Source organism: Pseudomonas sp. RIT411 (assembly GCF_003057735.2).
Taxonomy (GTDB): Bacteria; Pseudomonadota; Gammaproteobacteria; order Pseudomonadales; family Pseudomonadaceae; genus Chryseomonas; species Chryseomonas oryzihabitans.
Genome location: NZ_QBIZ02000001.1, coordinates 309,813 through 333,063, shown reverse-complemented (window position 1 = coordinate 333,063; position 23,251 = coordinate 309,813). Strand labels below are relative to the sequence as shown.

Genomic DNA, 23,251 nt, shown 5'->3' with positions numbered 1-23,251 from the left:
GATCATCCGAACCAGAGGAGGGTTGTCCTATGTCCTTGTCGTTTGCCGATGATGTGAGCTTGAACCTGCTGCAGCGGATGAAGGAGGGCGGCTTCGATTTCGCCCGCTTCCATCCAATCGACTTCTTCGCCATCTTCGCCGATGAAGGCAAGGCCCGCATCGCTGCGGACCAGTTTCACGGCGAGTCCCTCAATGCCCAGGTGATGCCGCACGAAGAGGGGGGTTGGCATCTGCAGGTCAGCAAAGTGATGTTCGCCACCCACGCCACCATCGACGATTTCGAAAGCGATCTGGAAGCGGTGGTGGTGCCCCTGGGCGGCCAGCTCGACGGCTGGGGCGTGACCCAGGAAGTCAGCCGCAGCTCTGCCTGATCCAAGCCCTGCCGAGGCGGCATCCCGCCGGGGATGCCCGTCTCACCCTCTGAAATCACCCCGCCGCTCAATCATCGCACTTTCCGCCCGCCGCACCGTCTTAGGCTCATGACGGAAACGTTGCGGTGCATGCGCACGCTTACGTGCCTGGCTTTGGTGCACCGCGCGACCCGATGCCGCGCAAGAGCTTGATCTACAAGCCTCTTGCGCTGGCACGCGGCTTGCGAAGCTGCACCGTGGGTGACAAGGAGATCGGCATGAGCCGCCAACTGTATAACGAGATGTATGACGTCCAGGCGCAATGCCGACCGCACTATGGTCGCTATGCGCAATGGCTGAGCGAGACACCCCCGGAACTCCTGGCCCAGCGGCGGCGTGAAGCCGACCTGCTGTTTCATCGCGCCGGTATCACCTTCACCCTCTATGGCGACGAGCAGGGTACGGAGCGCCTGATTCCCTTCGATGCGCTACCGCGGGCCATTCCCGCCAGCGAATGGCAGATCATCGAGCGCGGCTGCATCCAGCGCGTCCAGGCGCTGAATCTCTTTCTCCACGACCTCTATCACGACCAGCGCATCATCAAGGCCGGGGTCATTCCCGCCGAGCAGGTGCTGGCCAACGACCAGTACCAGCTGGCGATGCAGGGGCTGGACCTGCCCAACGGCATCTATGCCCATATCGCCGGGGTCGACTTGGTGCGCGATGGCGACGGAGCCTACTACGTGCTGGAGGACAACCTGCGCACCCCCAGCGGGGTGTCCTACATGCTCGAGAACCGCAAGATGATGATGCGGCTGTTTCCCGAGCTGTTCACCCTGGAGCGCATCGCGCCCATCGACCACTATCCGAATCTGCTGCTCGACACCCTGCGCAGTTCCACCCCGGTCAACAACCCCACGGTGGCGGTCCTCACCCCGGGTCGCTTCAACAGCGCCTACTTCGAGCATGCCTTCCTGGCCCGGGAGATGGGCGTGGAGCTGGTGGAGGGCGCCGATCTGCTGGTACGCGACGAACAGGTGTTCATGCGCACCACCTCGGGCTTCCAGAAGGTCGACGTCATCTATCGCCGCCTCGACGACGCCTTCCTCGATCCCCTGGCTTTCAATCCGGATTCCCTGCTTGGCGTCCCTGGCCTGCTGGCGGCCTATCGCGCCGGCAACGTCATCCTGGCCAATGCCATCGGCACCGGAGTGGCCGACGACAAGTCGATCTATCCCTATGTCCCGGAGATGATCCGCTTCTATCTCAGCGAAGAGCCGATCCTCTACAACGTGCCCACCTGGCAGTGTCGCAAGCCGGACGAACTGTCCCATGTGCTGGCCAACCTGCCCGAGCTGGTGGTCAAGGAAGTCCATGGCTCCGGCGGCTACGGCATGCTGGTCGGCCCCACCGCCAGCAGCATGGAGATCGAAGCCTTCCGCGCCCGGCTCAAGGCCAATCCCAGCGCCTACATCGCCCAGCCCACCCTGTCGCTGTCCACTTGCCCGACCTTCGTCGAGAACGGCATCGCGCCGCGGCACATCGACCTGCGGCCCTTCGTGCTGTCCGGTCGCAAGACGCGCCTGGTGCCCGGTGGCCTGACCCGGGTCGCCCTGCGCGAAGGTTCGCTGGTGGTGAATTCCTCCCAGGGCGGTGGCACCAAGGACACCTGGGTGGTGCAGGACTAGATCGCCACAGAACAGTGGCCGCCCCGGCGGCCTCGCAAGGACCTTTGAAAGGCGACCCCACCATGTTGAGTCGTACCGCTGCCGATCTGTACTGGATGTCCCGCAACCTGGAGCGCGCCGAGAATCTCGCGCGGATGCTGGACGTCAGCTATTCGCTGTCGATGATGCCGCAGAGCGGGCAGGGCGGAGGCCTGGACGAGCTGGCCATGCCGCTGCTCATCACCGGCACCCTGGATGACTACCGGGAAAAGCACGGCGCTCTGCACCCCGAGCGCCTGCTGCATTTCTTCGCCCTGGACGAGCGCAACCCCGGCAGCATCTATTGCTGCCTGCAGGCCGCGCGCAGCAATGCCCACGCGGTGCGTGGACGCATCACCGCCGACATGTGGGAGAACGTCAACTCCACCTGGCTGGAGATGCGCGAGATTGCCGTCACCGGTCTGATCCGCTTCGGCATCAGCCGCTTCTGCGAATGGGTCAAGGAGCGCTCCCACCTGTTCCGCGGCGCCACCGTCGGCACCATCATGAGAAACGACGCCTATCGCTTCATCCGCCTGGGCACCTTCGTCGAGCGCGCCGACAACACCCTGCGCATGCTCGACGCCCGCTACCAGGTACTGGGGGAAGAGGAGGCGGAAGCCATCAGCGACGCCTCCGCCCGCGGCTTCTATCAGTGGAGCGCCCTGTTGCGCGCCCTTAGCGCCTTCGAGGCCTACACCGAGCTCTATCGCGATGCCCTCAACGTGCGCAATGGCGCCGAACTGCTGCTGTTGCAGGAAGACCTGCCGCGCTCGCTGCTGGCCTGCGTGATCGAACTGCACCGGGTGCTGGCCAGTCTGCCCGGCGAGAACGGCCGCGAGGCCAAGCGCCTGGCGGCCGGTCTCGAGGCGCGGCTGCGCTATACCAGCATCGACGAGGTGCTCGAAGAAGGACTCCATGCCTGGATCGGCGACTTCATCGTCCATGTCCGCCAGCTCGGCAGCGCCATCAATACCGCTTACCTGGAGACCGTATGAGACTCGCGATTCATCACGAAACCCTGTATCGCTACGCCGACCAGGTACGCGCGAGCATCCAGTACCTGCGGCTCACGCCCCAGGATGATGCCCGTCAGCGGATCCTCGGCTGGGAGCTGGCCTTGCCACGGCCGGCGCGGGCGCAGCGCGATCCCTTCGGCAACATCCTGCATGTGCTGACCCTGGATACGCCGCACGACGCCATCACCATCACCGCCAGCGGCCAGGTGGAGATCGACGAGACCTTCGAGGCGGAACCCTGCCAGGCCTCGGCCTTTCCCTTCCTGCGCCAGACCCGGCTGACCGAGGCCGACGAGGCGCTGACCGCCTTCGCCCGCGAGGTCTGCGACGGTCGCCGCGATCGCGACACCCTTATCCAGCTGATGGAGCGCCTGCACGAGCGCATGACCTATGTGCCCGGCTCCACCGAGGTGGACGGCAATGCCGCCCAGGCCTTCGCCAAGGGCGCCGGGGTCTGCCAGGACCATGCCCATGCCTTCCTGGCTTGCGCCCGCAGCCTGGGGATCCCGGCGCGCTATGTGTCCGGCTATCTGTGCACCGACGACAGCGCGCACCTCTCCAGCCATGCCTGGGCGGAAGCCTGGCATGACGGCGCCTGGTACAGCTACGACGTCACCAATCGCCTGGCCCGGCCGGAGCGGCACCTACGGCTGGCCATCGGTCTGGACTACCTGGACGCCTGTCCCGTGCGCGGCATGCGCCGCGGCGGCGGGGTGGAGCACATGGAGGCCAGGGTGATGGTCGAGCCCTTGCAGCAGGCGCAGCAACAGCAATAATCGGCGCTGCCCATAGCAGACGAAAAGGCGGCCAGGGGCCGTCTTTTCTTTTGCTGTCGGGCGCTGTCGCGTCGACCGTTCGATCAGCCGAGGTTCGCATGACCTATTGCGTCGCCATGAAACTGCAAGATGGCCTGGTATTCGTCGCCGATTCCCGTACCAATGCCGGGGTCGACAACATCGCCACCTTTCGCAAGCTGCACCTGTTCCGTATCCCTGGCGAGCGCCTGATCGTCATCCAGTCGGCAGGCAATCTGGCCACCTCCCAGGCGGTGATCAGTCTGCTGCGACAGCGCCTGGACAGCGAGCAGGACAACCTGCACGGCGTACCCACCCTGTACGACGCCGCCCGGCTGCTGGGGCAGACCCTGCGCGAGGTCCTGCAGCGCGATGCCGAGGATGCGCCCAGCGGTCACGGCCTGGACCTGAGCTGTTCCTTTCTGCTGGGTGGGCAGATCCGCGGGGCGGAGCCGGAGCTGTTCAATCTCTATCCCCATGGCAACTTCATCAGCGCCACCGAGGACACGCCTTACTTCCAGATCGGCGAGAGCAAATACGGCAAGCCCATCCTGGATCGGGCGCTGACCTTCGCGACGCCGCTGGAAGAAGCCCTGCGCTGTGCGTTGCTGTCCTACGACGCCACCATTCGCAGCAACCTGTCGGTGGGGCTACCGCTGGATCTGGTGGTCTATCCGCGTGATCGACTGGCGCAGGTCAGCAGTCATCGGATCGACGAACAGGATCCCTACTTCCAGGCCCTGCGCACGGGCTGGGGGGAGGGGCTGCGTGATCTGCTGGCAGCCTTGCCGGCAGCGCCTGCGGATTACTGGCGCTAGGGATCAGCCAAAGAACCGCGAGAGGTTGGGGATGACCAGCACGACGGTGGTGACGATGAGCACGAAACTCGCCTGGCGCCACTTGGGGACGGGATTCTTGAACATGACTCGGGGCCTTTATTGTTAGCTGTTTAGAGCCTTTACGTCTTCAGCGGGAAGCGCTTGCGCAACAGCGGCATGCAGTTACTGATACCCGCAGGCTTGAGCACTATCCAGTAGCTATAGAACATAAATTTCAGTTTTGTGGCGGTAACCGGCCAGGCGGTTATCAGAAATGTCGTACCAGGGGATTTTTCCTTTGCTTTCAGGTGATTAGGAAACTGCGTGCGACGCTACCGTTGGTCGGAGGTATCAATGGTTTGGAGCGAGGGAGGAGCGACCAGCCGGTCATCCCGTGAACGGGGCAGGGCGCAGGCCCTTCCAGGTCGTGAATGCAAATGTATGAATCGATTGAAGAAAAAGCTTGCCATCGAAATCGCCTTTGCCTATAGTTGCGCGCCTCGGTGATGCAGATGCAGCCACTGAGCAAATCTGGTGAGGTGTCCGAGCGGTTGAAGGAGCACGCCTGGAAAGTGTGTATAGGAGAAATCTTATCGAGGGTTCGAATCCCTCCCTCACCGCCAGATTAAGAAACCCCTGAGAGCCTAGCTCCAGGGGTTTTTTCTTGCCTGCGATTTGGCCAGGCCCTCCGGGGATCAGGCAGCCTGGGCAAAGGTCGCGGCGGTATCCCGGGCGTTGGGCAGCACGGCCGTCAGCTGTTCCAGGTCGATGCTGGCGAACAGCGGGCCGCTCAGGTCCTGCACCTTGCTGTCGCCGGCATTCTCGTGCAGCACCTCGGCCACGGCGACCGCCTGAGCCACGATCAGCGCATAGCCGTTGCCTTCCGGCGCCTGCAGCGGGCGGGCCTGATAGCCGATCGCATCGCGCAGCACCTGGGGCAGTTGCCAACGACGGGCCAGCTCGGCGCCCACTTCCGGATAGCCGAAGCCCAGTTGCAGGGTCTCGTCGGCGGCGCGATGGCTGCTGGCTGTGGCACGACCGGCCAGGCTGGGGGCCAGCTCCGGCGCACCGCTCTGGATCAGCAACTCGCCGATGTCATGCAGCATGCCGCAGGTAAAGGCGGTTTCCTGATCCAGGCCGGCCTGCTTGGCCAGCGGCTTGCACAGGCTGGCGACCAGGAAGCTGTTGTACCAGAAGGCCTGCAGATCGAAGCCGGGTGCGGCCTTGAAGCCGCCGGCGAAGGCCGAAGCCAGGACCAGGGTGCGCAGGGTGTTGAAGCCCAGGCGCAGGGCGGCGTCTTCGATGCTGGTGGATTCGCGGGCGCCGCGGAAGCGCGCCGAGTTGGCCAGGCGCAGCACCTTGGCGGCGATGACCGGGTCACGCGCCACGGTGCGCGACAGGGTTTCGATGCTGGTGTTGGGGTCGTCGAATTGCCGGATCAGGACCTGCGCCACTTCGGGGACGTTGGGCAGGTTGTGCAGCTGGGCAAAGAGGGTGTCGAGTTGCATGGGCGTCTCCGCGGAAAAGGGTTACATCTCCTTACACCCTCGTCATCGGTCGCCTGCGCGGATTTCTGTAGTCGCCATGTGACGATCGGTCGCAGCCCGGGCGACCAGCACCAGGTGGCCGCGCAGGATTGCCTTGCCGGTCAGGGACTTGCCGCACGCAAGCCAGGCTTGCCTGGCTGCGTCATTACCGTTCGTCGAGGGCGAAATCGACCTGGCTCAGGCCCGCCGCGCTGGCTTCCAGCACCCAGCCGCGACGGTCCCAATCGCCCAGCACGATACGTTCGGCCGGCTGGCCATCGAGCAGCAGCTCATGACGGGCGGGTCTGTGGGTATGGCCGTGGATCAGCGTGGTCACCCGGGCGGCGCGCATTTCCCGCTCGACCTCCGCCTCGGTGACATCGGTGATGTCCATGGCCTTGGCTCGGGTCTGCTGGCGACTTTCGCTGCGCAACTTGCGCGCCAGCTTCTGGCGGCTGGCCAGCGGCAGGTGGCGCAGGACGAAGAGGGTGAGGGGGTTGCGCAGGATGCGGCGCAGCTTCTGGTAGCCCTCGTCGCGGGTGCAGAGGGTATCGCCGTGCATCAGCAGCACGCGACGGCCGTGGAAGTCGGCGATATGGCGATCCGGCAGCAAACGGCAGCCAGCCTGGCGGCAAAAGGCCTTGCCGATGAGAAAGTCGCGATTGCCGTGCATCAGGTAGAGGGCCGTGCCGCTGTCAGCCAGCTGGCGCAGGGCCGTGGCGATCTCCTGCTCGAAGGCACCCATGGCGTCGTCGCCGATCCAGGCTTCGAACAGATCGCCAAGGATGTACAGGGCCTCGGCACCGCGGGCGCGGGTTTCGAGGAGATGCAAAAACGCCCGGACCAGGTCCGGGCGTTGCGGTTCGAGATGCAGGTCGGAGACCAGTAGGATCACTCGACGATCTCGGCCTTCTCGATGATCACGTCTTCGCTCGGCACGTCCTGGTGACCGGCCTTGCTGGTGGTGGCGACGCCCTTGATGGCGTTGACCACGTCCATGCCTTCGACGACCTTGCCGAACACCGCATAGCCCCAGCCCTGGCTGGTGGGCGCGGTGTGGTTGAGGAAGGTGTTGTCGGACACGTTGATGAAGAACTGCGCCGAGGCGGAGTGCGGGTCCATGGTGCGGGCCATGGCGACGGTGCCGATCGCGTTGGAGACGCCATTGTTGGCTTCGTTCTTGATCGGGGCGCGGGTCGGCTTCTGCTTCATGCCCGGCTCGAAACCACCGCCCTGGACCATGAAGTTGCTGATCACACGGTGGAAGATGGTGCCGTCGTAGTGACCGCTCTTGACGTATTCCTTGAAATTGGCCGCGGTTTCGGGCGCCTTGTCCTCGAAGAGTTCCAGGGTGATGACGCCGTGGTTGGTGTGCAGCTTGATCATGGCAGCGAATCCGTAGCTAAGGGGGACAGCATCCAGACCCGGCGAAGGCCTCAAGGGTTTCGCCGGGACTTGACGGGTTGGGCTATGATACGGGTTTACCTTTGCCCGGCCTACCCTGGCCGCGCGTCTGCCCAGTTAAGGATCCCATGAGCAAGCCGACTTCCGACTCGTCCACCGCCGCCAAAGCCGCCCCCGCGCATTTCCTGCGGCAGATCGTCCAGGCTGACCTGGACGCCGGCAAGCAGGCCAAGATCGTCACCCGCTTCCCCCCGGAGCCCAACGGCTACCTGCACATCGGCCACGCCAAGTCGATCTGCGTGAACTTCGGCCTGGCCAAGGAATTCGGCGGCGACTGCCATCTGCGCTTCGACGACACCAACCCGGCCAAGGAAGACCAGGAATACATCGACGCCATCAAGAGCGATGTGCACTGGCTGGGCTTCGACTGGGCCGGCGAGGTGCGCTACGCCTCCAGCTACTTCGACCAGCTCTACGCCTGGGCCGTCAATCTGATCGAACAGGGCCTGGCCTATGTCTGCGACCTCACCCCCGAGCAGGCCCGCGAATACCGCGGCAGCCTCACCGAGCCGGGTCGCAACAGCCCCTTCCGCGACCGTTCGGTGGCCGAGAACCTGGACCTGTTCGCCCGCATGAAGGCCGGCGAATTCAAGGACGGCGAGAAGGTGCTGCGCGCCAAGATCGACATGGCCTCGCCCAACATGAATCTGCGCGATCCCATCCTCTATCGCATCCGCCACGCTCATCACCACCAGACCGGCGATGCCTGGTGCATCTATCCGAGCTATGACTTCACCCATGGCCAGTCCGATGCCCTGGAGGGCGTGACCCACTCCATCTGCACCCTGGAGTTCGAGGACCATCGCCCGCTGTACGAGTGGTTCCTGGCCAAGCTGCCGGTGCCGGCGCAGCCGCGCCAGTACGAATTCGCCCGCCTCAACCTGAACTACACCGTCACCAGCAAGCGCAAGCTCAAGCAGCTGGTGGACGAGGGCCACGTGCACGGTTGGGACGATCCGCGCATGTCGACCCTGTCGGGCTATCGCCGTCGTGGCTACACCCCGGCCGCCATCCGCAACTTCTGCGAGATGATCGGTGTGACCCGCTCCAACGGCGTGGTCGACGTCGCCATGCTGGAATTCGCCATCCGCGAGGACCTGGACCAGAATGCCCCGCGCGCCATGTGCGTGCTGAAGCCCCTCAAGGTGGTGATCACCAACTACCCCGAGGGCCAGGTGGAAAATCTGGAACTGGCGCGGCATCCCAAGCAGGACCTGGGCGTGCGCCAGCTGCCCTTCACCCGCGAGCTGTACATCGACCAGGGCGACTACGAAGAGAATCCGCCCAAGGGCTACAAGCGCCTGGAGCCGGGTGGCGAGGTGCGCCTGCGCGGCAGCTACGTGATCCGCGCCGACGAAGCCATCAAGGACGCCGACGGCAAGGTCATCGAGCTGCGCTGCAGCTACGATCCGGACACCCTGGGCAAGAACCCCGAAGGCCGCAAGGTCAAGGGCGTGATCCATTGGGTGCCGGCCGAGGGTAGCGTGGAGTGCGAGGTACGCCTCTACGATCGCCTGTTCCGTTCGGCCCAGCCGGAGAAGAGCGAAGAGGGCGGCAGCTTCCTCGACAACATCAACCCCGAGTCCCTGGTGGTGCTCAAGGGCTGCCGCGCCGAGCCGTCCCTGGCCCAGGCCCAGCCGGAAGACCGCTTCCAGTTCGAGCGCGAAGGCTACTTCTGCGTCGATCTCAAGGATTCGGCGCCTGGCAAGCCGGTATTCAACCGCACCGTGACCCTGCGCGACTCCTGGGGGCAATGATGGCGCTGCACCTCTACAACACCCTGACCAAGACCAAGGAAGCCTTCACGCCGCTGGTGCCGGGGCAGGTGCGCATGTACGTCTGCGGCATGACCGTCTATGACTACTGCCACCTGGGCCATGGCCGCAGCATGGTGGCCTTCGACGTCATCACGCGCTGGCTGCGCCATAGCGGCTATGACCTGACCTACGTGCGCAACATCACGGACATCGACGACAAGATCATCAACCGCGCCAACGCCAACGGCGAGCCCTTCACCGACCTGGTGGCGCGGATGATCGAGGCGATGCACGAGGACGAGGCGCGGCTGAACATTCGCAAGCCCGACCAGGAGCCGCGCGCCACCGATCATATCGACGGCATGCACGCCATGATCCAGACCCTGATCGACAAGGGCTACGCCTATGCCGCGGGCAATGGCGACGTCTACTACCGGGTCAATCGCTTCGCCGGCTACGGCAAGCTGTCGCGGCGGCGCGTCGAGGACCTGCGCATCGGTGCCCGCATCGAGCCGGGCGAGGCCAAGGAAGATCCGCTGGACTTCGTGCTGTGGAAGGCCGCCAAGCCGGGCGAGCCGAGCTGGCCGTCGCCCTGGGGCGCCGGGCGTCCGGGTTGGCACATCGAGTGCTCGGTGATGTCCACCTGCTGCCTGGGCGAGACCTTCGACATCCACGGCGGCGGCAACGACCTGGAATTCCCGCACCACGAGAACGAGATCGCCCAGAGCGAGGCGGCCACCGGCAAGACCTACGCCAATGCCTGGCTGCACTGCGGGATGATCACCATCAACGGCGAGAAGATGTCCAAGTCGCTGGGCAACTTCTTCACCCTGCGCGAGGTGCTGGAGAAGTACCACCCCGAGGTGGTGCGCTACCTGCTGATCGCCAGCCACTACCGCAGTCCGATCAACTATTCGGAAGACAACCTGCGCGAAGCCAAGGGCGCCCTGGAGCGTTTTTACCACTCGCTCAAGGGGCTGCCGCAGGCTCCTGCGCAAGGCGGCGAGGGCTACGCCGAGCGCTTCGCCCAGTGCATGGACGACGACTTCAACACCGCCGGTGCCTGTGGCGTGCTGTTCGAGCTGGCCCGCGAGATCAATCGCCTGCGCGAGAGCGATCCCGCCGCGGCGGCCGGCCTGGCCGGACGTCTGCGCGAACTGGGTGAGGTGCTGGGCGTGCTGCAACTGGAGCCGGAAGCCTTCCTGCGCGCCGATGCGGCGGGCCGGGTGGATGCGGCCGAGGTCGAGGCGCTGATCCAGGCGCGCCTTGCTGCTCGTGCCGAGAAGAACTGGGCGGAATCCGACCGTATCCGCGACCAGCTCACCGCCCTGGGCGTGGTGCTGGAAGACGGCAAGGGCGGCACCACCTGGCGCCTGGCGGAGTAGGTCTGCGATCAGGCGGATGACGGTTCCGCGTCATCCGCCTGCTCTGGCCGGGTCCACCATCCCCGGAAAACGCTGCGCGGTTTTCCAGGCTACAAGGTGGGGGCCGTAGGGTGGACAACGGCGCAGCCTTGTCCACCATTCCTGGGCTCAGGGCTTCTTGCGCGCCTTGCCGAAACCCGGCGCCTTGCGCACCGACTTGACCTTGGGCTTGCCGTCTTCTACCCAGCGGCCCAGGGGCTTGTCGGATGCCGGACCGCCCACCTTGGGTTTCTTCGGCTTCTTGGGTTTCTTCATGACCAGGCCGCCCGGGCCGGTCTGGGGCACGCGATGGTCGGGGATGAAGTCCGGCTCGTCGCGGCGCATGAGGATCTGGCCGATCAGGGTCTCGATGGCCGCCAGCTGCTCCACTTCATCGGCGCACACCAGGGACACCGCCTGGCCCTGGTTGCCGGCGCGGCCGGTCCGGCCGATGCGGTGGACATAGTCTTCCGCCACGATGGGCAGGTCCAGGTTGACCACCAGTGGCAGGTCCTGGATGTCCAGGCCACGGGCGGCCACGTCGGTGGCGACCAGGATGTCGGCCTCGCCGGCCTTGAAGCGGGCGAGGGAACGCAGCCGCGCGGGCTGGGGCTTGTCGCCATGGATGGATTCCGCCGCCAGCCCCTCGGCCTGCAGCGCCTCTACCAGTTGCTCCACACCCTTGCGGGTCTTGGCGAACACCAGCACCTGGCCATGGCGACCGCTGCGATAGAGGTGCAGGAAGAGTTCGGTCTTGCGCTTCTTGTCGACCGGCACCACCCACTGCTTGACGGTGACCGCGGCGGTGTTGCGCGGACTGGCGTCGATAGTCTGGGGATCACGCAGTACCGGGGCGGCCAGCTGACGCACGGCGTCGGAGAAGGTCGCCGAGAACAGCAGGGTCTGGCGCTTGCGCGGCAGCATGACGAACAGCTCGCCCAGTTGCCGGGAGAAGCCCAGGTCGAGCATGCGATCGGCTTCGTCCAGCACCAGCAGCTGTACCTGGTCGAAGCGCACGGCGTTCTGGTTGAACAGGTCGAGCAGGCGCCCGGGGGTCGCCACCAGCACGTCCACGCCCTTGCGCAGCTTCATCATCTGCGGATTGATGCTCACGCCACCGTAGGCCACGGCCGTGCGCAGTGGCAGGTGCTGGGCATAGTCGCGCAGACTGGCATGGACCTGCTCGGCCAGCTCGCGGGTGGGGGTGAGGATCAGGGCGCGAATATGGTTTGGCGCCACCGCCGGGCCTTCCTGCACCAGTCGCTGCAGGAGCGGCAGTCCGAAGGCGCCGGTCTTGCCGGTGCCGGTCTGGGCGGCGGCCAGCAGGTCGCGACCGGCCAGCACCGCCGGGATGGCCTGGCGCTGGATGGGCGTGGGGGAGCTGTGCTCCAGGGCGGTGAGCGCCTGCAGCAGCGGATCTATGAGGCCGAGGTCGGCAAAGGTCATGACAGGCCCGGATGGCGTCGAAAAGGGAGCGAATTCTAGGCCGACTGTGAAGCGCGCTCAAACTTTGTAGCCAGGCGGCGGCTGCAGCCGGAATCCCGGCACGGCATAGTGGTAAGTTGCGTGGCTACAGGAGACCCCATGAGCGCTACCCCTACCTTGCCCCCGGTGTTGGCCGGCCCTTTGCTGCGGCGCACCGAAGCGTCCCGGTTGCTGCTGTGGCTGGTGACCCGCTCGGCCGAGACGCCCGTGCCGCGGCTGTGGCAAGGGGCGACCGAGCTCGGCGTGCAGGGGGAGACCCAGTGCCTGCGCCTGGGCGAGCAGGCCTATCTGCAGCTGATCGAGGTCCGGCCGGAGACCGAGTTGCCCACGGACACCTTCCTCCGCTACGACCTGCAGCTGAGCGCCGGTGGAATCCGCGACTGGGCGCCGCATCTGCTCTCCGCCGAGGGCGAATTGCCGCGCTTCGTCCTGCGCGCGCGTTTCGATCATCTGCTGCACGGCTCCTGCCGCAAGCCTCACCATGCCTCGGCCGACGGCCTGATCGCCGTGGATCGCCTGCTGCAGGGCTGCACGATCCCTGAGGAGTCGCCGGCGGCGCTGCTGCTCACGGGCGACCAAGTCTATGCCGATGACGTCGCCGGGCCGATGCTGCTGGCGGTGCAGGCGCTGATCCGCCGCCTCGGGCTCTATGGCGAGGACCTCGAAGGGGCGGTAGTGGCGGACAGCGAGGCGCTGATGGCCCATGCCGCCAACCTCTACCACCGCGAGGACCTGCTGCCGGCCTTCAAGTCCAACCGGGCGCTGCGCGAGAAATTCTTCGGTGGGGTGGAGAAACCCATCTTCACCTCCACCAATGCCCACAACCACCTGGTGACCCTGAGCGAGGTGCTGGCGCTCTATCTGCTCTGCTGGTCGCCGACACCCTGGACGCTGATCGAGGTGGTGCCACCGGCGCTCGACGCCAAGGACGATGAGCGCTACGCCGCCGAGTTGCGCTGCATCGAGGGCTTCGTCGCGACCCTGCCGCAGGCGGCGCGGGCCCTGGCCGGCGTGCCGACGCTGATGATCTTCGACGACCACGACGTCACCGACGACTGGAACCTCTCCGCGCGCTGGGAAGAGACCGCCTACGGCCATCCCTTTTCCCGGCGCATCCTCGGCAATGCGTTGCTGGCCTATCTGCTCTGCCAGGCCTGGGGCAACGCCCCGGAAGCCGTGGCCGAACCCCTGGCGGCCACGGCCCGGCTGCTGGACACGGCGGGTGACGACGGCAAGCTGGAGTGCCCGACGCAGAACGCCTGCATCGACGACCTGCTGCGCTTCCAGGGCTGGCACTACGTGCTCAAGACCAGCCCGCCGCTGATCGTGCTGGACACCCGGACGCGTCGCTGGCGCAGCGAGCGGCGCCTGGAGCACCCCTCGGGGCTGATGGACTGGGAAGCCCTCTGCGAATTGCAGCAGGACCTGCTGGACCATCCCTCGGCGGTGATCGTCTCGGCTGCGCCCATGTTCGGGGTCAAGCTGATCGAGGCGGTGCAGCGCATCTTTACCTGGTTCGGCCAGCCGCTGATGGTGGATGCCGAGAACTGGATGGCCCACCCCGGGGCGGCCAAGACCATGCTCAACATCTTTCGCCACCGCCGCACCCCGGGCAACTACGTGGTGCTTTCCGGCGACGTGCACTATTCCTTCGTCTACGACATCCGCATCCGGGACCGGCGCGGTGAGCCGCGGCTCTGGCAGATCACCAGCAGCGGCATCAAGAACGAATTCCCACCGCGCCTGCTGGCCACCCTGGACCGACTCAATCGCTGGCTCTATGCGCCCTGGTCGCCGCTCAACGGCTTCACCAAGCGCCGCCGGTGGGAGCTGCAGCCGCGCCTGCCGGATCGCCGCGAGGCTGGCGAGCGACTGTGGAACGGTGCCGGCATCGGCCAGGTGCTGCTGGACGGGGAAGGGCGCCCGGCGGTGATCCGCCAGCACAATGCCGATGGCTCGCCGGCCACCGAGTTCGTCGAGCGCCCGGCCTGAGCTCGGCGCCGCGGCGCCCTAGGGGCTTCCGGGTGACAGGCGCCTGATCAGCCAGGTCGAGAGCCAGTACACCGGCTCCAGCACCAGAAAACCCAGCAGGATGCCGCCCAGTCGTGCCATGCCTGCCACCGGGTCGATATGGTCATAGTGGTCAGGCACCATCACCACCAGAAACGCCAGCGCGAACTGCATGCCGAGATAGCCGATACCGAGCGGACCATTCTCGAGGTGTCTGCCGATCAGCACACCGAGCGCAACGCCCGCCAGCGTCAGCCAGAGGCTTTCCTGGCTGACCAGCAGCAGAAGGGCCGCCAGGCCACCGCCGAGCAGGCAGCCGAGCATTCGATGCAACAGCCTTCTGGAAACCGCCTTGCCGGCGCTGCTCAGGCCGTCGAAGGGAACCACCATGACCGCCAGGATGGTGATGGCCGCCTGGCTGACATCCACCCCGATCTCTGCCGTCGCGCCCAGGGACAACAGGGCCAGAGCCAGACCTCCCTGCAGCGCATGGCGCAACGCCAGGGGCTGCCAGACACCCAGGGTTCGCGGTGTCGAGGCCACCGTGGTCGGCACCTTGGGCCACAGGCGCGCACGGACGCCGTAGGTGGAAAGGGCGCTCACCAGCACGCACGCCGAGGTGCCGAGCGCCACCTCCAACAAGCGTGACAGGGCGTATTGCTCGAGCTGCTCGGGCGCCTGGAGGCTCGCCAGGACCACCATGGCGTAGGTGAGGCCGCCCAGCAACCAGGCATAGCCATAGCGGCCCACCAGTGTCAGATAGAGGGTGATGCTGCCCACGGTGCCCAGCAGGACGGCCTGCTCGTAGGGGTTCAGCTGCAGGTGGCGCAGGACCAACAGAGCGCCTGCGGCGCCGATACAGGTACCCAGCACCCGAAGGCAGCCGCGCGAGAAACTGTCGCGGACATCTGACCTCATCACGATATAGCCGCTGAACGCCGCCCAACCGACATGCTGAACCCCGGCCAGGTGGCCGAGCAGGATCGCCAGCAGGACCGAGGTCAGGGTTTCCAGTTCGTCGACCAGGCGGCGCCGGTCGCGGCCGAACTGGCGGAGATCGCCTGCCAGATCGCGCAACAACTGCCTGAATTCCGACAACGCCTGAGAGGGAGACATGGATCCCTGATGAGTACCGTGATCGCTGCCTATGTTACCGCCGCTGATCGCCGTCTGGCAGCACGGGAGCCGGCCGCGAACGGTAGAGGCGCATCGCGACGGGACCGCTCAGGCCGAGCTGCCACCAGTGGCCAGCCAGCGCAGCACGCCCTGGCCCGCCGCGCGGCCACTGGCGAAGCAGGCCGTGAGCAGATAGCCGCCGGTGGGCGCCTCCCAGTCGAGCATCTCGCCGGCGCAGAAGACGCCCGGCAGCTGCCGGAGCATCAGGCCGTCGTCCAGCGCTTCCAGGGGTACACCGCCCGCGCTGCTGATGGCTTCCGCCAGGGGCCGCGCTCTGACCACGGTGAGGGAGACGGCCTTGCAGGCCTCGGCCAACCGGCCCATGTCCTGGAAGGTCTCCGGTGGGGCCAGCTCGCGGAGCAGGGCGGCCCGGGCGCCGTCGATCCCGGCATGGCGCCGCAGGTGGTTGGCCAGAGACTGGCTGCCGCGGGGCTTGGCCAGGGCCCGGCCGAGTTCCGTCAGGTCCCGCTGCGGCGCCAGATCCAGGGTCAGGGTCGCTTGGCCATCCCGTTCGATTGCCGTGCGGATCTCGGCGGACAGCGCATAGACCAGGCTGCCCTCGATCCCGGTGTCGGTCAGCACGAATTCGCCCTGGCGTGGCGGCTGACCCGCCAGGGCCAGGGCCGCGGGCTTGATTGGCGCGCCAGCATGGCGGGTCTTGAGGAAATTGCTCCAGCCGGCCACCTCGAAACCGCAATTGGCCGGTTCCAGCGGACGCAGTCCAACTCCTCGCGCGGAGAGCAGGGCCTGCCAGGCACCATCCGAGCCCAGCCGCGGCCAGCTGCCACCGCCCAACGCCAGTACCGTAGCCTGGGGCTGCAGGAGCCGCTCACCCTCCAGGGTGGCCAGGCGCAGCCGGCCCTCGGCGTCCCAGCCCAGCCAGCGACTGCGAGTGTGGATGCGTACGCCTTGCTCGCGCAGGCGATGCAGCCAGGCACGCAGCAGGGGTGCGGCCTTCATGTCGGCGGGAAACACCCGGCCCGAGGTGCCGACAAAGGTCTCGATACCCAGCTCATGGATCCAGGCGCGCAGGGCATCGCTGTCGAAGCTATCGAGCCAGGGGCTGACGCCGCTCTCACGCTCGCGATAACGCTGACGAAAGGCAGACTGCTCCTCGGCATGGGTGATGTTCATGCCACCCACGCCGGCCAGCAAAAACTTGCGGCCTACCGAAGGCATGGCATCGACGAGGTCCACAGGGACGCCTGCGGCGGCCAGGGTCTCGGCCGCCATCAGCCCGGCAGGGCCGCCCCCGATGACAGCGACGACGGGCGTGGCAGAAAGGAGAGACATGGCGGCATCCAGGAGCTGAGGAAAACCGCCATTGTACGCGACGCGACTAGACCACGCCGGCCTGGCCCAGGGGCGCCGCCAGGGGTTCTTCCAGTCGTTCGGGAATCAGCGGCTCGCTGCGTCCGGGCGTCAGGATCACCTTGCGGCAGTCCTCCTGCTTCTTGTCGAAGATCTTGTAGCCCTCGACCGCCTGCTCCAGGGACATCCGGTGGGTAATGATAGCCTCCGGCGCCAGGTCACCGCGCTCGATGTGTTCGAGCAGCTCCGGCAGATAGCGCTGCACGTGGGTCTGGCCCATCTTGAAGGTCAGGCCCTTGTCGAAGGCGTCACCGAACAGGAAACCGTGGATGAAGCCGGCATAGACGCCCGGTACGCTCACGGTACCGCCACGGCGTACCGCGGCGATGCACTGGCGCAGGGCCTTGCCGCTGCTGCCTTCCAGCTTGAGGTTGGCGAGGATGGTTTCGGTGGTGCTGCCCTTGGCCTCGAAGCCCACCGCATCCACCACGCCGTCGACGCCGCGCTTGCCGGGCGTCTGCTCGATGATGGTGGCGGCCGGGTCGTCGTCTTCGTCGAAGTTGATCGGGATGACGCCATAGGTCTGCTGGGCATAGGCCAGCCGATAGGGGTGGTGATCGACCATGAAGATGCGCTCGGCGCCCAGCATCCGCGCACAGGCCGCAGACAGCAGGCCGACCGGGCCGGCGCCATAGATGGCGATGCTCGATCCCTGGCCGATGCCGGTGTTGAGCACGGCCTGCCAGGCGGTGGGCAGGATGTCGGACAGGAACAGCACCTTTTCGTCGGCCAGGGTGCCGGGCACCTTGAAGGGACCGGTGTTGGCCTTGGGCACCCGCACGTATTCGGCCTGGCCGCCCGGCACGCCGCCATAGAGATGGCTGAAGCCGAACAGCGCGGCGCCCGGCGGGATCTGTTTCTTGTTGAGGATGGCGCCGCGACCGGTATTGGTGGTCTCGCAGGCGGCGTAGAGATCCTGGTTGCAGAAGAAGCAGCTGCCACAGGCGATGACGAAGGGAATCACCACCCGGTCGCCTTTCTGCACGGCAGTGACGGCCGGGCCGGTTTCCTCGACGATGCCCATGAATTCGTGGCCGAAGATATCGCCGTGTTCGACGGTGGGAATCTTGCCGCGGTAGAGGTGCAGGTCCGAACCGCAGATGGCCGTGGCCGTCACCCGCAGGACGATGTCGTCGGCGTCCTGGATGGTCGGATCGGGGACGGTATCGACGCGGACATCGTGGGCACCGTGGTAGGTCAAGGCTCGCATGGCGGTCTCCGTAGGGCGGTAAGCACCTAGGGTGGAGGCCGCCGTCAGCCGAGCGGTTCCGTGAGGTCGGACCGGTGGTATGGCGATCTGATAGCGACAGTTCGCGACTTTTCGCCGCTATTGCCCGGGCCAGAGCCGGGCAGGCGCAGCGGCGTCAGCGGTTGCGGATATAGACGGCCTTGCCGGCGCTGCCGTCGGCGGGATCGCGTTCCTGGACTTCGAAACGATCGCCATGGGCCTTGACCAGGCCGCTGAATTTGCGGTGCCCATAGAGGCGGGCGTCGAAATCCGGACGCACCTTGCCGAGGTTGGCCCCGACCATGCCCAGATTGGCCCAGCCGCCTTCGTCGGAGGCGTCTTCCACCGCCTGCTCGATGAGCTTGAGGATGGTGCTCAGCTTGGGCTTGCCGCGGTTGGTGGTGGCGGGCTTGTCGCTGGCGCCGGCGGCCTCGCGCGGCTCTTCCCGCGGCTTGGACCTGAGGATCTCGGTGTAGATGAATCTGTCGCAGGCCGAAACGAAGGGATCCGGCGTCTTCTCCTCGCCGAAGCCGTAGACCGTCAGCCCTTCCTCGCGCAGTCGCGCCGCCAGGCGGGTGAAGTCGCTGTCGCTGGAGACCAGGCAGAAGCCATCGAAGCGGCGGGTGTAGAGCAGGTCCATGGCGTCGATGATCAGGGCGCTGTCGGTGGCGTTCTTGCCCTTGGTGTAGCCGAATTGCTGCACCGGCTGGATGGAGTGGTCGAGCAGTACCTTCTTCCAGCTGTTGAGCTGGGGTTGGGTCCAGTCACCGTAGATGCGCTTGACGCTGGCCACGCCGAAGCGGGCGATCTCGGCCATGAGACCATCGACGATGGCCGCGGGGGCGTTGTCGGCGTCGATCAGCACGGCCAGGCGTGCCTGGCTGGATTCGGGTGTCTTGGCGGTCTTGCTCATGGAAACTCCTGTTCAATGCAGGCCGAGCTCGTGCCAGACCTGGGTCGCCGTGTGATGGAGGATGCCGTGACGACGGGCCAGGGCCAGGCGATCGGCCGAATAGCCGCCGCCGATCACCCCCACCACGGGTATATCCGCCGCCAGGCAGCGCCGCAAGACGAAACCGTCGCGCGCCGCGAGACCGGCATCGGTCAATTCGAGGTAGCCCAGGGCGTCGTCGCGATGGACGTCCACCCCGGCGTCGTAGAGCACCACGTCGGGCTGGTGGAGCGGCAGCAGGTAACCCAGGGCGTCGTCGAGCACCCGCAGGTAGCCGGCGTCGTCCAGGCCGCGGGGCAGGGGGATGTCCCAGTCGCTTTGCGCCTTCCGCGCCGGATAGTTGGTGGCGCAGTGCAGGGAGACGGTGACGGCGTCGGGCACCTCGGCCAGGATGCGCGCCGTGCCGTCGCCCTGGTGGACGTCGCAGTCCAGGATCAGCACTCGTCCGGCGCGTCCGCTTTCCAGCAGCGACAGCGCCAGGATCGCCAGGTCGTTGAAGATGCAGAAGCCGGCTGGATAGTCGTGATGGGCATGGTGGGTACCCCCGGCGAGGTGACAGGCCAGGCCATGACGCAGCGCCAGCTCCAGGGTGAGCAGGGAACCGCCCACGGCGCGGATGGTGCGGCGCACCAGGGCTGCGCTCCAGGGCAGGCCCAGCTGGCGTTGTAGCGGCGGCGGCAGTTCGCCGGCCTTGAACGCCTGGATGTAATCGGGGGCATGCGCCAGCGCCAGTAGCTCGTCCGGGCAGAGTTCGGGCCGTTGCCAGTTGTCCGCGCCCAGGATGCCGCTGGCACTCAGGTGTTCGTGCAGCAGCCGGAATTTCTCCATCGGAAAACGATGGCCAGCGGGGAAGGGCGGACTGTAGTCCTCGTGGTAGACCAGGGGCAGGCGTGTGCTCAAAACACCAGAAGCTCCAGGATGAACCAGAGGATACCGGTACAGAAACCCAGCGCCAGGAGAAACAGCAGGCCGTCGCGGGCGATCAGCGACAGGGCGAAGGAGGTCAGCGCCAGCCCCGCCGTGGTGTTGGCGAAGGGCACCAGATCCAGCACCGGCATGGTCGCGGCGATGAGGATGCAGAGCAGGGCGGTGACGAAGTGCGCCGGGCGCGAGGTGAGTACCCGCAGCCGCGACTTGACCACCTTGTCGACCCAGCGCGCCGGCTTCTGCAGCAGCCGCAGCGACTTGCGCAGCTTGCCACGGGAGACGGAGCGCTGCAGCACCCAGCGCGGCAGCCAGAAGTGGTCGCGCCCCAGTAGCAGCTGACCGCTCACCAGCATCACGAAGACGGCGATGGCGGTGGCGATACCGGGAATGCCGGTGAGCGGCGAGATCGCCAGCACGCCCGGCAGGAGGATCATGGGGCCGAAGGAGCGACTGCCGATGGCGTCGATCAGGTGCTGCACCGAAACCTGGCTGGGGCTGTGGCCCACCCGCTCCAGGCAGGCCAGAAAGCTCTGGAGGTCCACCGGGCCATCCTGCCCGGTGTCGCAGCTGGCGGGCTCGCGCTCCAGGGCCTCCTCTTTCATGGCTGGGCGCTGTCCAGCATACGGCGGATCCAGCGGGTCAGGTCCTGGCGGCCATAGGGCTTGTTGAGGATGGGGAAACGCTCGCCGTTGCCTTCTTCCAGTTCCAGGGCGTTGTTGGCGTAGCCGGTGGTGAGCAGGATGCGCAACTCGGGCTGCCGCCGCTGGGCCTCCTTGGCCAGCATCACGCCATTCATGCCGCCAGGCATGATCAGGTCGCTGAACAGCAGGTCGATGGTGGGTTCGCGCGCGAGAATGTCCAGCGCCTGCTGGCCATTGTGGGCGACCAGCACCTGATAGCCGGTCTCTTCCAGGATGGCCTGGGCCAGGGCCGCCACGTCCGGGCGATCGTCCACCACCAGGATGGTCTCGGAACCGCCGCTGTCCTCGTGCGGGGTCGGCAGGGGCGCCGGGTGTTCGCGCGCCTCCTCTTCGGAAACGGGGAAGTAGAGACGCACCGAGGTGCCTATACCGACTTCGGAATAGAGCCTGACCAGGCCGCCCGACTGCTTGAGGAAGCCGTAGACCATGGACAGGCCCAGGCCGCTGCCCTGGCCTTCGTCGCGGGTGGTGAAGAAGGGGTCCAGGGCGCGCCCGAGCACGTCGGTCGACATGCCGCAGCCGGTGTCGGTCAAGGCGATGCAGACATAATGCCCCTGGGCCAGGCCGCCATGGGCCAGGTCCTGGCCATTGACCTCGACGTTGAGGGTTTCCAGGGTCAGGGTGCCGGTGCCGCGCTCCTGCATGGCCAGGCGAGCGTTGTCGACGATGTTGAGCAGCGCCGTCTCCAGCTGGATCGGATCGAGCCGGCAATTCCACAGCGCCGGTGCCGGGCGGAAGATGAAGCGGAAGGGACCGCCCAGGGCCTGGGCCAGGCGACTCTGGCGGGCATTGATGAGCTTGTTCAGGTCCACCGCGCGCCCGGTCAGGCGCTGCTTGCGGGCGAAGGCCAGCAGCTGCTGGGTGAGGGTCGCCGCCCGGTTCACCGCGTCGCGGGTGTTGTCGACATGGCGCTTGGCCTTGTCCCTGTCCAGTTCCGGACGGTCCAGGTTGATCCTCAGGATATCCAGGTAGCCGACCATCACCTGTAGCAGGTTGTTGAAATCGTGGGCGATGCCGCCGGTGAGCTGACCCAGGGCTTCCATCTTCTGCGCCTGGCGCAGGGCGTCTTCGGCGTCGCGGCGGCGGGAGACGTCCAGCTGCGAGGCGAAGAAATAGCGCAGCTGGCCGGCGGGATCGAGCACCGGCGAGATGAACAGCGCATTCCAGAAGGTCGAGCCGTCCTTGCGGTAATTGAGCAACTCGATGTCGCAATCGCGCTGCTCGCGGATGGCGTTGCGGATCTCGGCGATGTGCTCCTGGCGAGTGTCGGGTCCCTGCAGGAAGCGGCAATTGCGACCCAGCACCTCGTCCAGGGCATAACCGGTGGTACGCAGGAAGGACTCGTTGGCAAAGATGATCGGGTTATCCGGCTGGTGCGGATCCGTCACGATCATCGGCATCCGGGTCTTCTTCACGGCGGCAAAGAAGATGTCGTCGTGGCCGAGACCCTTGCCCAGCTCCGCGATCTGGGCCGCGGCGGGGTGGGAAGACGAAGCGTTTGCGGTTTCGGTCATGGAGAGGAAGCCTGCGAGCGGACAGCGATACCTTTATTGTGACCCTTTATACGGCCACAAGCTCCACCAGTTATCGTCATACGATGAGCAATGTGTCTGGAAGCACGGCGAACGCACAGGATTTGACCGGTTTTGCGTATGATGATCGCTCTCTGTCAAGGAACCCTACCCATGAGCAAGGTGCTGGACAACCTGGTCGATCTACTGACCCTCGAATCCCTGGCCCCCGATCTGTATCGGGGCGGCAGCCAGGATCTGGGCTTTCCCCAGCTCTTTGGTGGTCAGGTCCTGGGGCAGGCGCTGTCGGCGGCCAGCCAGACCGTGCCGGTGGAGCGTCGGGTGCACTCGCTGCACGGTTACTTCCTGCGCGCCGGGTCGGCGGTGGAGGCGGTGACCTACCAGGTGGATCGCATTCGCGACGGCGGAAGCTTTTCCACGCGCCGGGTCACCGCCTTCCAGGGCGAGCAGCCGATCTTCTTCTGCAGCGCTTCCTTCCATATCGAGGAGCCGGGTTTCGAGCATCAGACGACCATGCCGGAGGTACCGGCACCCGAGACCCTGCAATCGGAAATCGCCCACGCCCAGCGCTATGCCGAGCTGATTCCTGCGCCGCTGCGCGACAAGCTGCTCGGCCCGCGCCCGATCGAGATGCGCCCGGTGGTCTTTACCGACCCCTTCCAGCCGCAGCCCACCGAACCGGTCCGCCACGTCTGGTTCCGCGCCACCGGCGACCTGCCGGACCAGCCGGCCCTGCATCGCTATCTGCTGGCCTACGCTTCGGACTTCAATCTGCTGCCCAGTTCTCTGCTGCCCCATGGCACCAGCTTCTGGGACCGCTCGCTGCAGATCGCCAGCCTCGACCATGCGGTCTGGTTCCACCGCGATTTCCGCCTGGACGACTGGCTGCTGTACGCCATCGACAGCCCCTGGGCCGGCGGCGCCCGCGGTCTGTGCCGCGGCAGCATCTACAACCGCGCAGGTCAGCTGGTGGCCTCGGTGGCCCAGGAAGGACTGATTCGCAAACGCGGCTGAGATCCAGCCGTCCGGCTG

The 23,251-nt window shown here is 66.2% G+C and carries 20 protein-coding genes and 1 tRNA gene; 10 read left to right on the top strand and 11 right to left on the bottom strand.

All coding sequences use genetic code 11. The features are described 5' to 3' along the window. The first annotated feature begins 29 nt into the window (after nucleotides 1–29). The 6 genes from DBY63_RS01510 (at nucleotide 30) to DBY63_RS01485 (ending at nucleotide 5,310) form a co-directional block, all read left to right on the top strand. Nucleotides 30–371: a ribonuclease E inhibitor RraB gene (locus DBY63_RS01510; protein ID WP_007159010.1), complete on the top strand. Its 342-nt coding sequence runs from the start codon at nucleotides 30–32 to the stop codon at nucleotides 369–371. A 257-nt stretch (nucleotides 372–628) separates the two neighbouring features. Then, a complete protein-coding gene (locus DBY63_RS01505; RefSeq protein WP_007159009.1) occupies nucleotides 629–2,038 on the top strand; it encodes a circularly permuted type 2 ATP-grasp protein in 1,410 nt (469 codons plus the stop codon). 62 nt (nucleotides 2,039–2,100) lie between these two features. Beyond that, entirely contained in the window at nucleotides 2,101–3,054 is a 954-nt protein-coding gene (locus DBY63_RS01500; RefSeq protein ID WP_007159008.1) for an alpha-E domain-containing protein, read from the top strand. Beyond that, nucleotides 3,051–3,851: a transglutaminase family protein gene (locus DBY63_RS01495; protein ID WP_108581107.1), complete on the top strand. Its 801-nt coding sequence runs from the start codon at nucleotides 3,051–3,053 to the stop codon at nucleotides 3,849–3,851. The genes DBY63_RS01500 and DBY63_RS01495 overlap by 4 nt, the downstream gene beginning before the upstream one ends. 98 nt (nucleotides 3,852–3,949) lie before the next feature. After that, nucleotides 3,950–4,687: a proteasome-type protease gene (locus tag DBY63_RS01490; protein WP_108581106.1), complete on the top strand. Its 738-nt coding sequence runs from the start codon at nucleotides 3,950–3,952 to the stop codon at nucleotides 4,685–4,687. A 533-nt stretch (nucleotides 4,688–5,220) separates the two neighbouring features. Further along, nucleotides 5,221–5,310: transfer RNA gene (locus DBY63_RS01485), tRNA-Ser, on the top strand. A 72-nt stretch (nucleotides 5,311–5,382) separates the two neighbouring features. Here DBY63_RS01485 and DBY63_RS01480 read toward each other — a convergent pair. From DBY63_RS01480 to DBY63_RS01470, 3 genes are all read right to left on the bottom strand, one after another. Next, entirely contained in the window at nucleotides 5,383–6,195 is an 813-nt protein-coding gene (locus tag DBY63_RS01480; protein ID WP_007158998.1) for an HDOD domain-containing protein, read from the bottom strand. 184 nt (nucleotides 6,196–6,379) lie between these two features. Continuing rightward, nucleotides 6,380–7,108 carry a UDP-2,3-diacylglucosamine diphosphatase gene (lpxH, locus tag DBY63_RS01475; protein ID WP_108581105.1) on the bottom strand — a complete coding sequence of 243 codons (729 nt, stop codon included), beginning with the start codon at nucleotides 7,106–7,108 and terminating at the stop codon, nucleotides 6,380–6,382. Beyond that, nucleotides 7,105–7,599 (bottom strand): peptidylprolyl isomerase, encoded by a 495-nt coding sequence (locus DBY63_RS01470; RefSeq protein WP_007158996.1) that lies wholly within the window; start codon nucleotides 7,597–7,599, stop codon nucleotides 7,105–7,107. Before DBY63_RS01470 ends, lpxH begins: the two co-directional genes overlap by 4 nt. Nucleotides 7,600–7,745: 146 nt before the next feature. Here DBY63_RS01470 and DBY63_RS01465 point away from each other — a divergent pair, with 146 nt between their 5' ends. Beyond that, nucleotides 7,746–9,434: a glutamine--tRNA ligase/YqeY domain fusion protein gene (locus DBY63_RS01465; RefSeq protein ID WP_042133355.1), complete on the top strand. Its 1,689-nt coding sequence runs from the start codon at nucleotides 7,746–7,748 to the stop codon at nucleotides 9,432–9,434. Continuing rightward, on the top strand, nucleotides 9,434–10,819 hold the full coding sequence (gene cysS / locus DBY63_RS01460; RefSeq protein ID WP_027601871.1) for a cysteine--tRNA ligase: 1,386 nt from the start codon (nucleotides 9,434–9,436) through the stop codon (nucleotides 10,817–10,819). Before DBY63_RS01465 ends, cysS begins: the two co-directional genes overlap by 1 nt. Before the next feature lie 147 nt (nucleotides 10,820–10,966). Here the strand turns inward: cysS and DBY63_RS01455 are convergent, their stop codons facing one another. After that, nucleotides 10,967–12,283 carry a DEAD/DEAH box helicase gene (locus DBY63_RS01455; RefSeq protein WP_108581104.1) on the bottom strand — a complete coding sequence of 439 codons (1,317 nt, stop codon included), beginning with the start codon at nucleotides 12,281–12,283 and terminating at the stop codon, nucleotides 10,967–10,969. Between the two features lie 138 nt (nucleotides 12,284–12,421). On the opposite strand from DBY63_RS01455, the gene DBY63_RS01450 reads away from it, so the two are divergent. After that, entirely contained in the window at nucleotides 12,422–14,314 is a 1,893-nt protein-coding gene (locus DBY63_RS01450) for a hypothetical protein (protein ID WP_108581103.1), read from the top strand. Between the two features lie 18 nt (nucleotides 14,315–14,332). Here DBY63_RS01450 and DBY63_RS01445 read toward each other — a convergent pair whose 3' ends face one another. From DBY63_RS01445 to DBY63_RS01415, 7 genes are all read right to left on the bottom strand, one after another. Further along, entirely contained in the window at nucleotides 14,333–15,448 is a 1,116-nt protein-coding gene (locus DBY63_RS01445) for an FUSC family protein (RefSeq protein WP_256594332.1), read from the bottom strand. A 108-nt stretch (nucleotides 15,449–15,556) separates the two neighbouring features. After that, on the bottom strand, nucleotides 15,557–16,801 hold the full coding sequence (locus DBY63_RS01440; RefSeq protein WP_108581101.1) for a TIGR03862 family flavoprotein: 1,245 nt from the start codon (nucleotides 16,799–16,801) through the stop codon (nucleotides 15,557–15,559). Between the two features lie 46 nt (nucleotides 16,802–16,847). Beyond that, entirely contained in the window at nucleotides 16,848–18,089 is a 1,242-nt protein-coding gene (locus DBY63_RS01435) for a zinc-dependent alcohol dehydrogenase (RefSeq protein ID WP_042133367.1), read from the bottom strand. Nucleotides 18,090–18,243: 154 nt separating this feature from the next. After that, nucleotides 18,244–19,020 (bottom strand): NYN domain-containing protein, encoded by a 777-nt coding sequence (locus DBY63_RS01430; RefSeq protein WP_007158988.1) that lies wholly within the window; start codon nucleotides 19,018–19,020, stop codon nucleotides 18,244–18,246. Between the two features lie 12 nt (nucleotides 19,021–19,032). Beyond that, complete coding sequence (locus tag DBY63_RS01425; protein WP_108581100.1) at nucleotides 19,033–19,959, bottom strand: histone deacetylase; 927 nt, start codon at nucleotides 19,957–19,959, stop codon at nucleotides 19,033–19,035. Next, nucleotides 19,956–20,588 carry an exopolysaccharide biosynthesis protein gene (locus DBY63_RS01420; RefSeq protein WP_108581099.1) on the bottom strand — a complete coding sequence of 211 codons (633 nt, stop codon included), beginning with the start codon at nucleotides 20,586–20,588 and terminating at the stop codon, nucleotides 19,956–19,958. The genes DBY63_RS01425 and DBY63_RS01420 overlap by 4 nt, the downstream gene beginning before the upstream one ends. Then, nucleotides 20,585–22,201, bottom strand: a complete 1,617-nt coding sequence (locus DBY63_RS01415; protein ID WP_007158985.1) for a histidine kinase famiy protein — start codon at nucleotides 22,199–22,201, stop codon at nucleotides 20,585–20,587. Before DBY63_RS01415 ends, DBY63_RS01420 begins: the two co-directional genes overlap by 4 nt. 171 nt (nucleotides 22,202–22,372) lie before the next feature. Here DBY63_RS01415 and tesB point away from each other — a divergent pair, with 171 nt between their 5' ends. Then, nucleotides 22,373–23,233 (top strand): acyl-CoA thioesterase II, encoded by an 861-nt coding sequence (gene tesB, locus DBY63_RS01410; protein ID WP_027599866.1) that lies wholly within the window; start codon nucleotides 22,373–22,375, stop codon nucleotides 23,231–23,233. Nucleotides 23,234–23,251 lie beyond the last annotated feature (18 nt).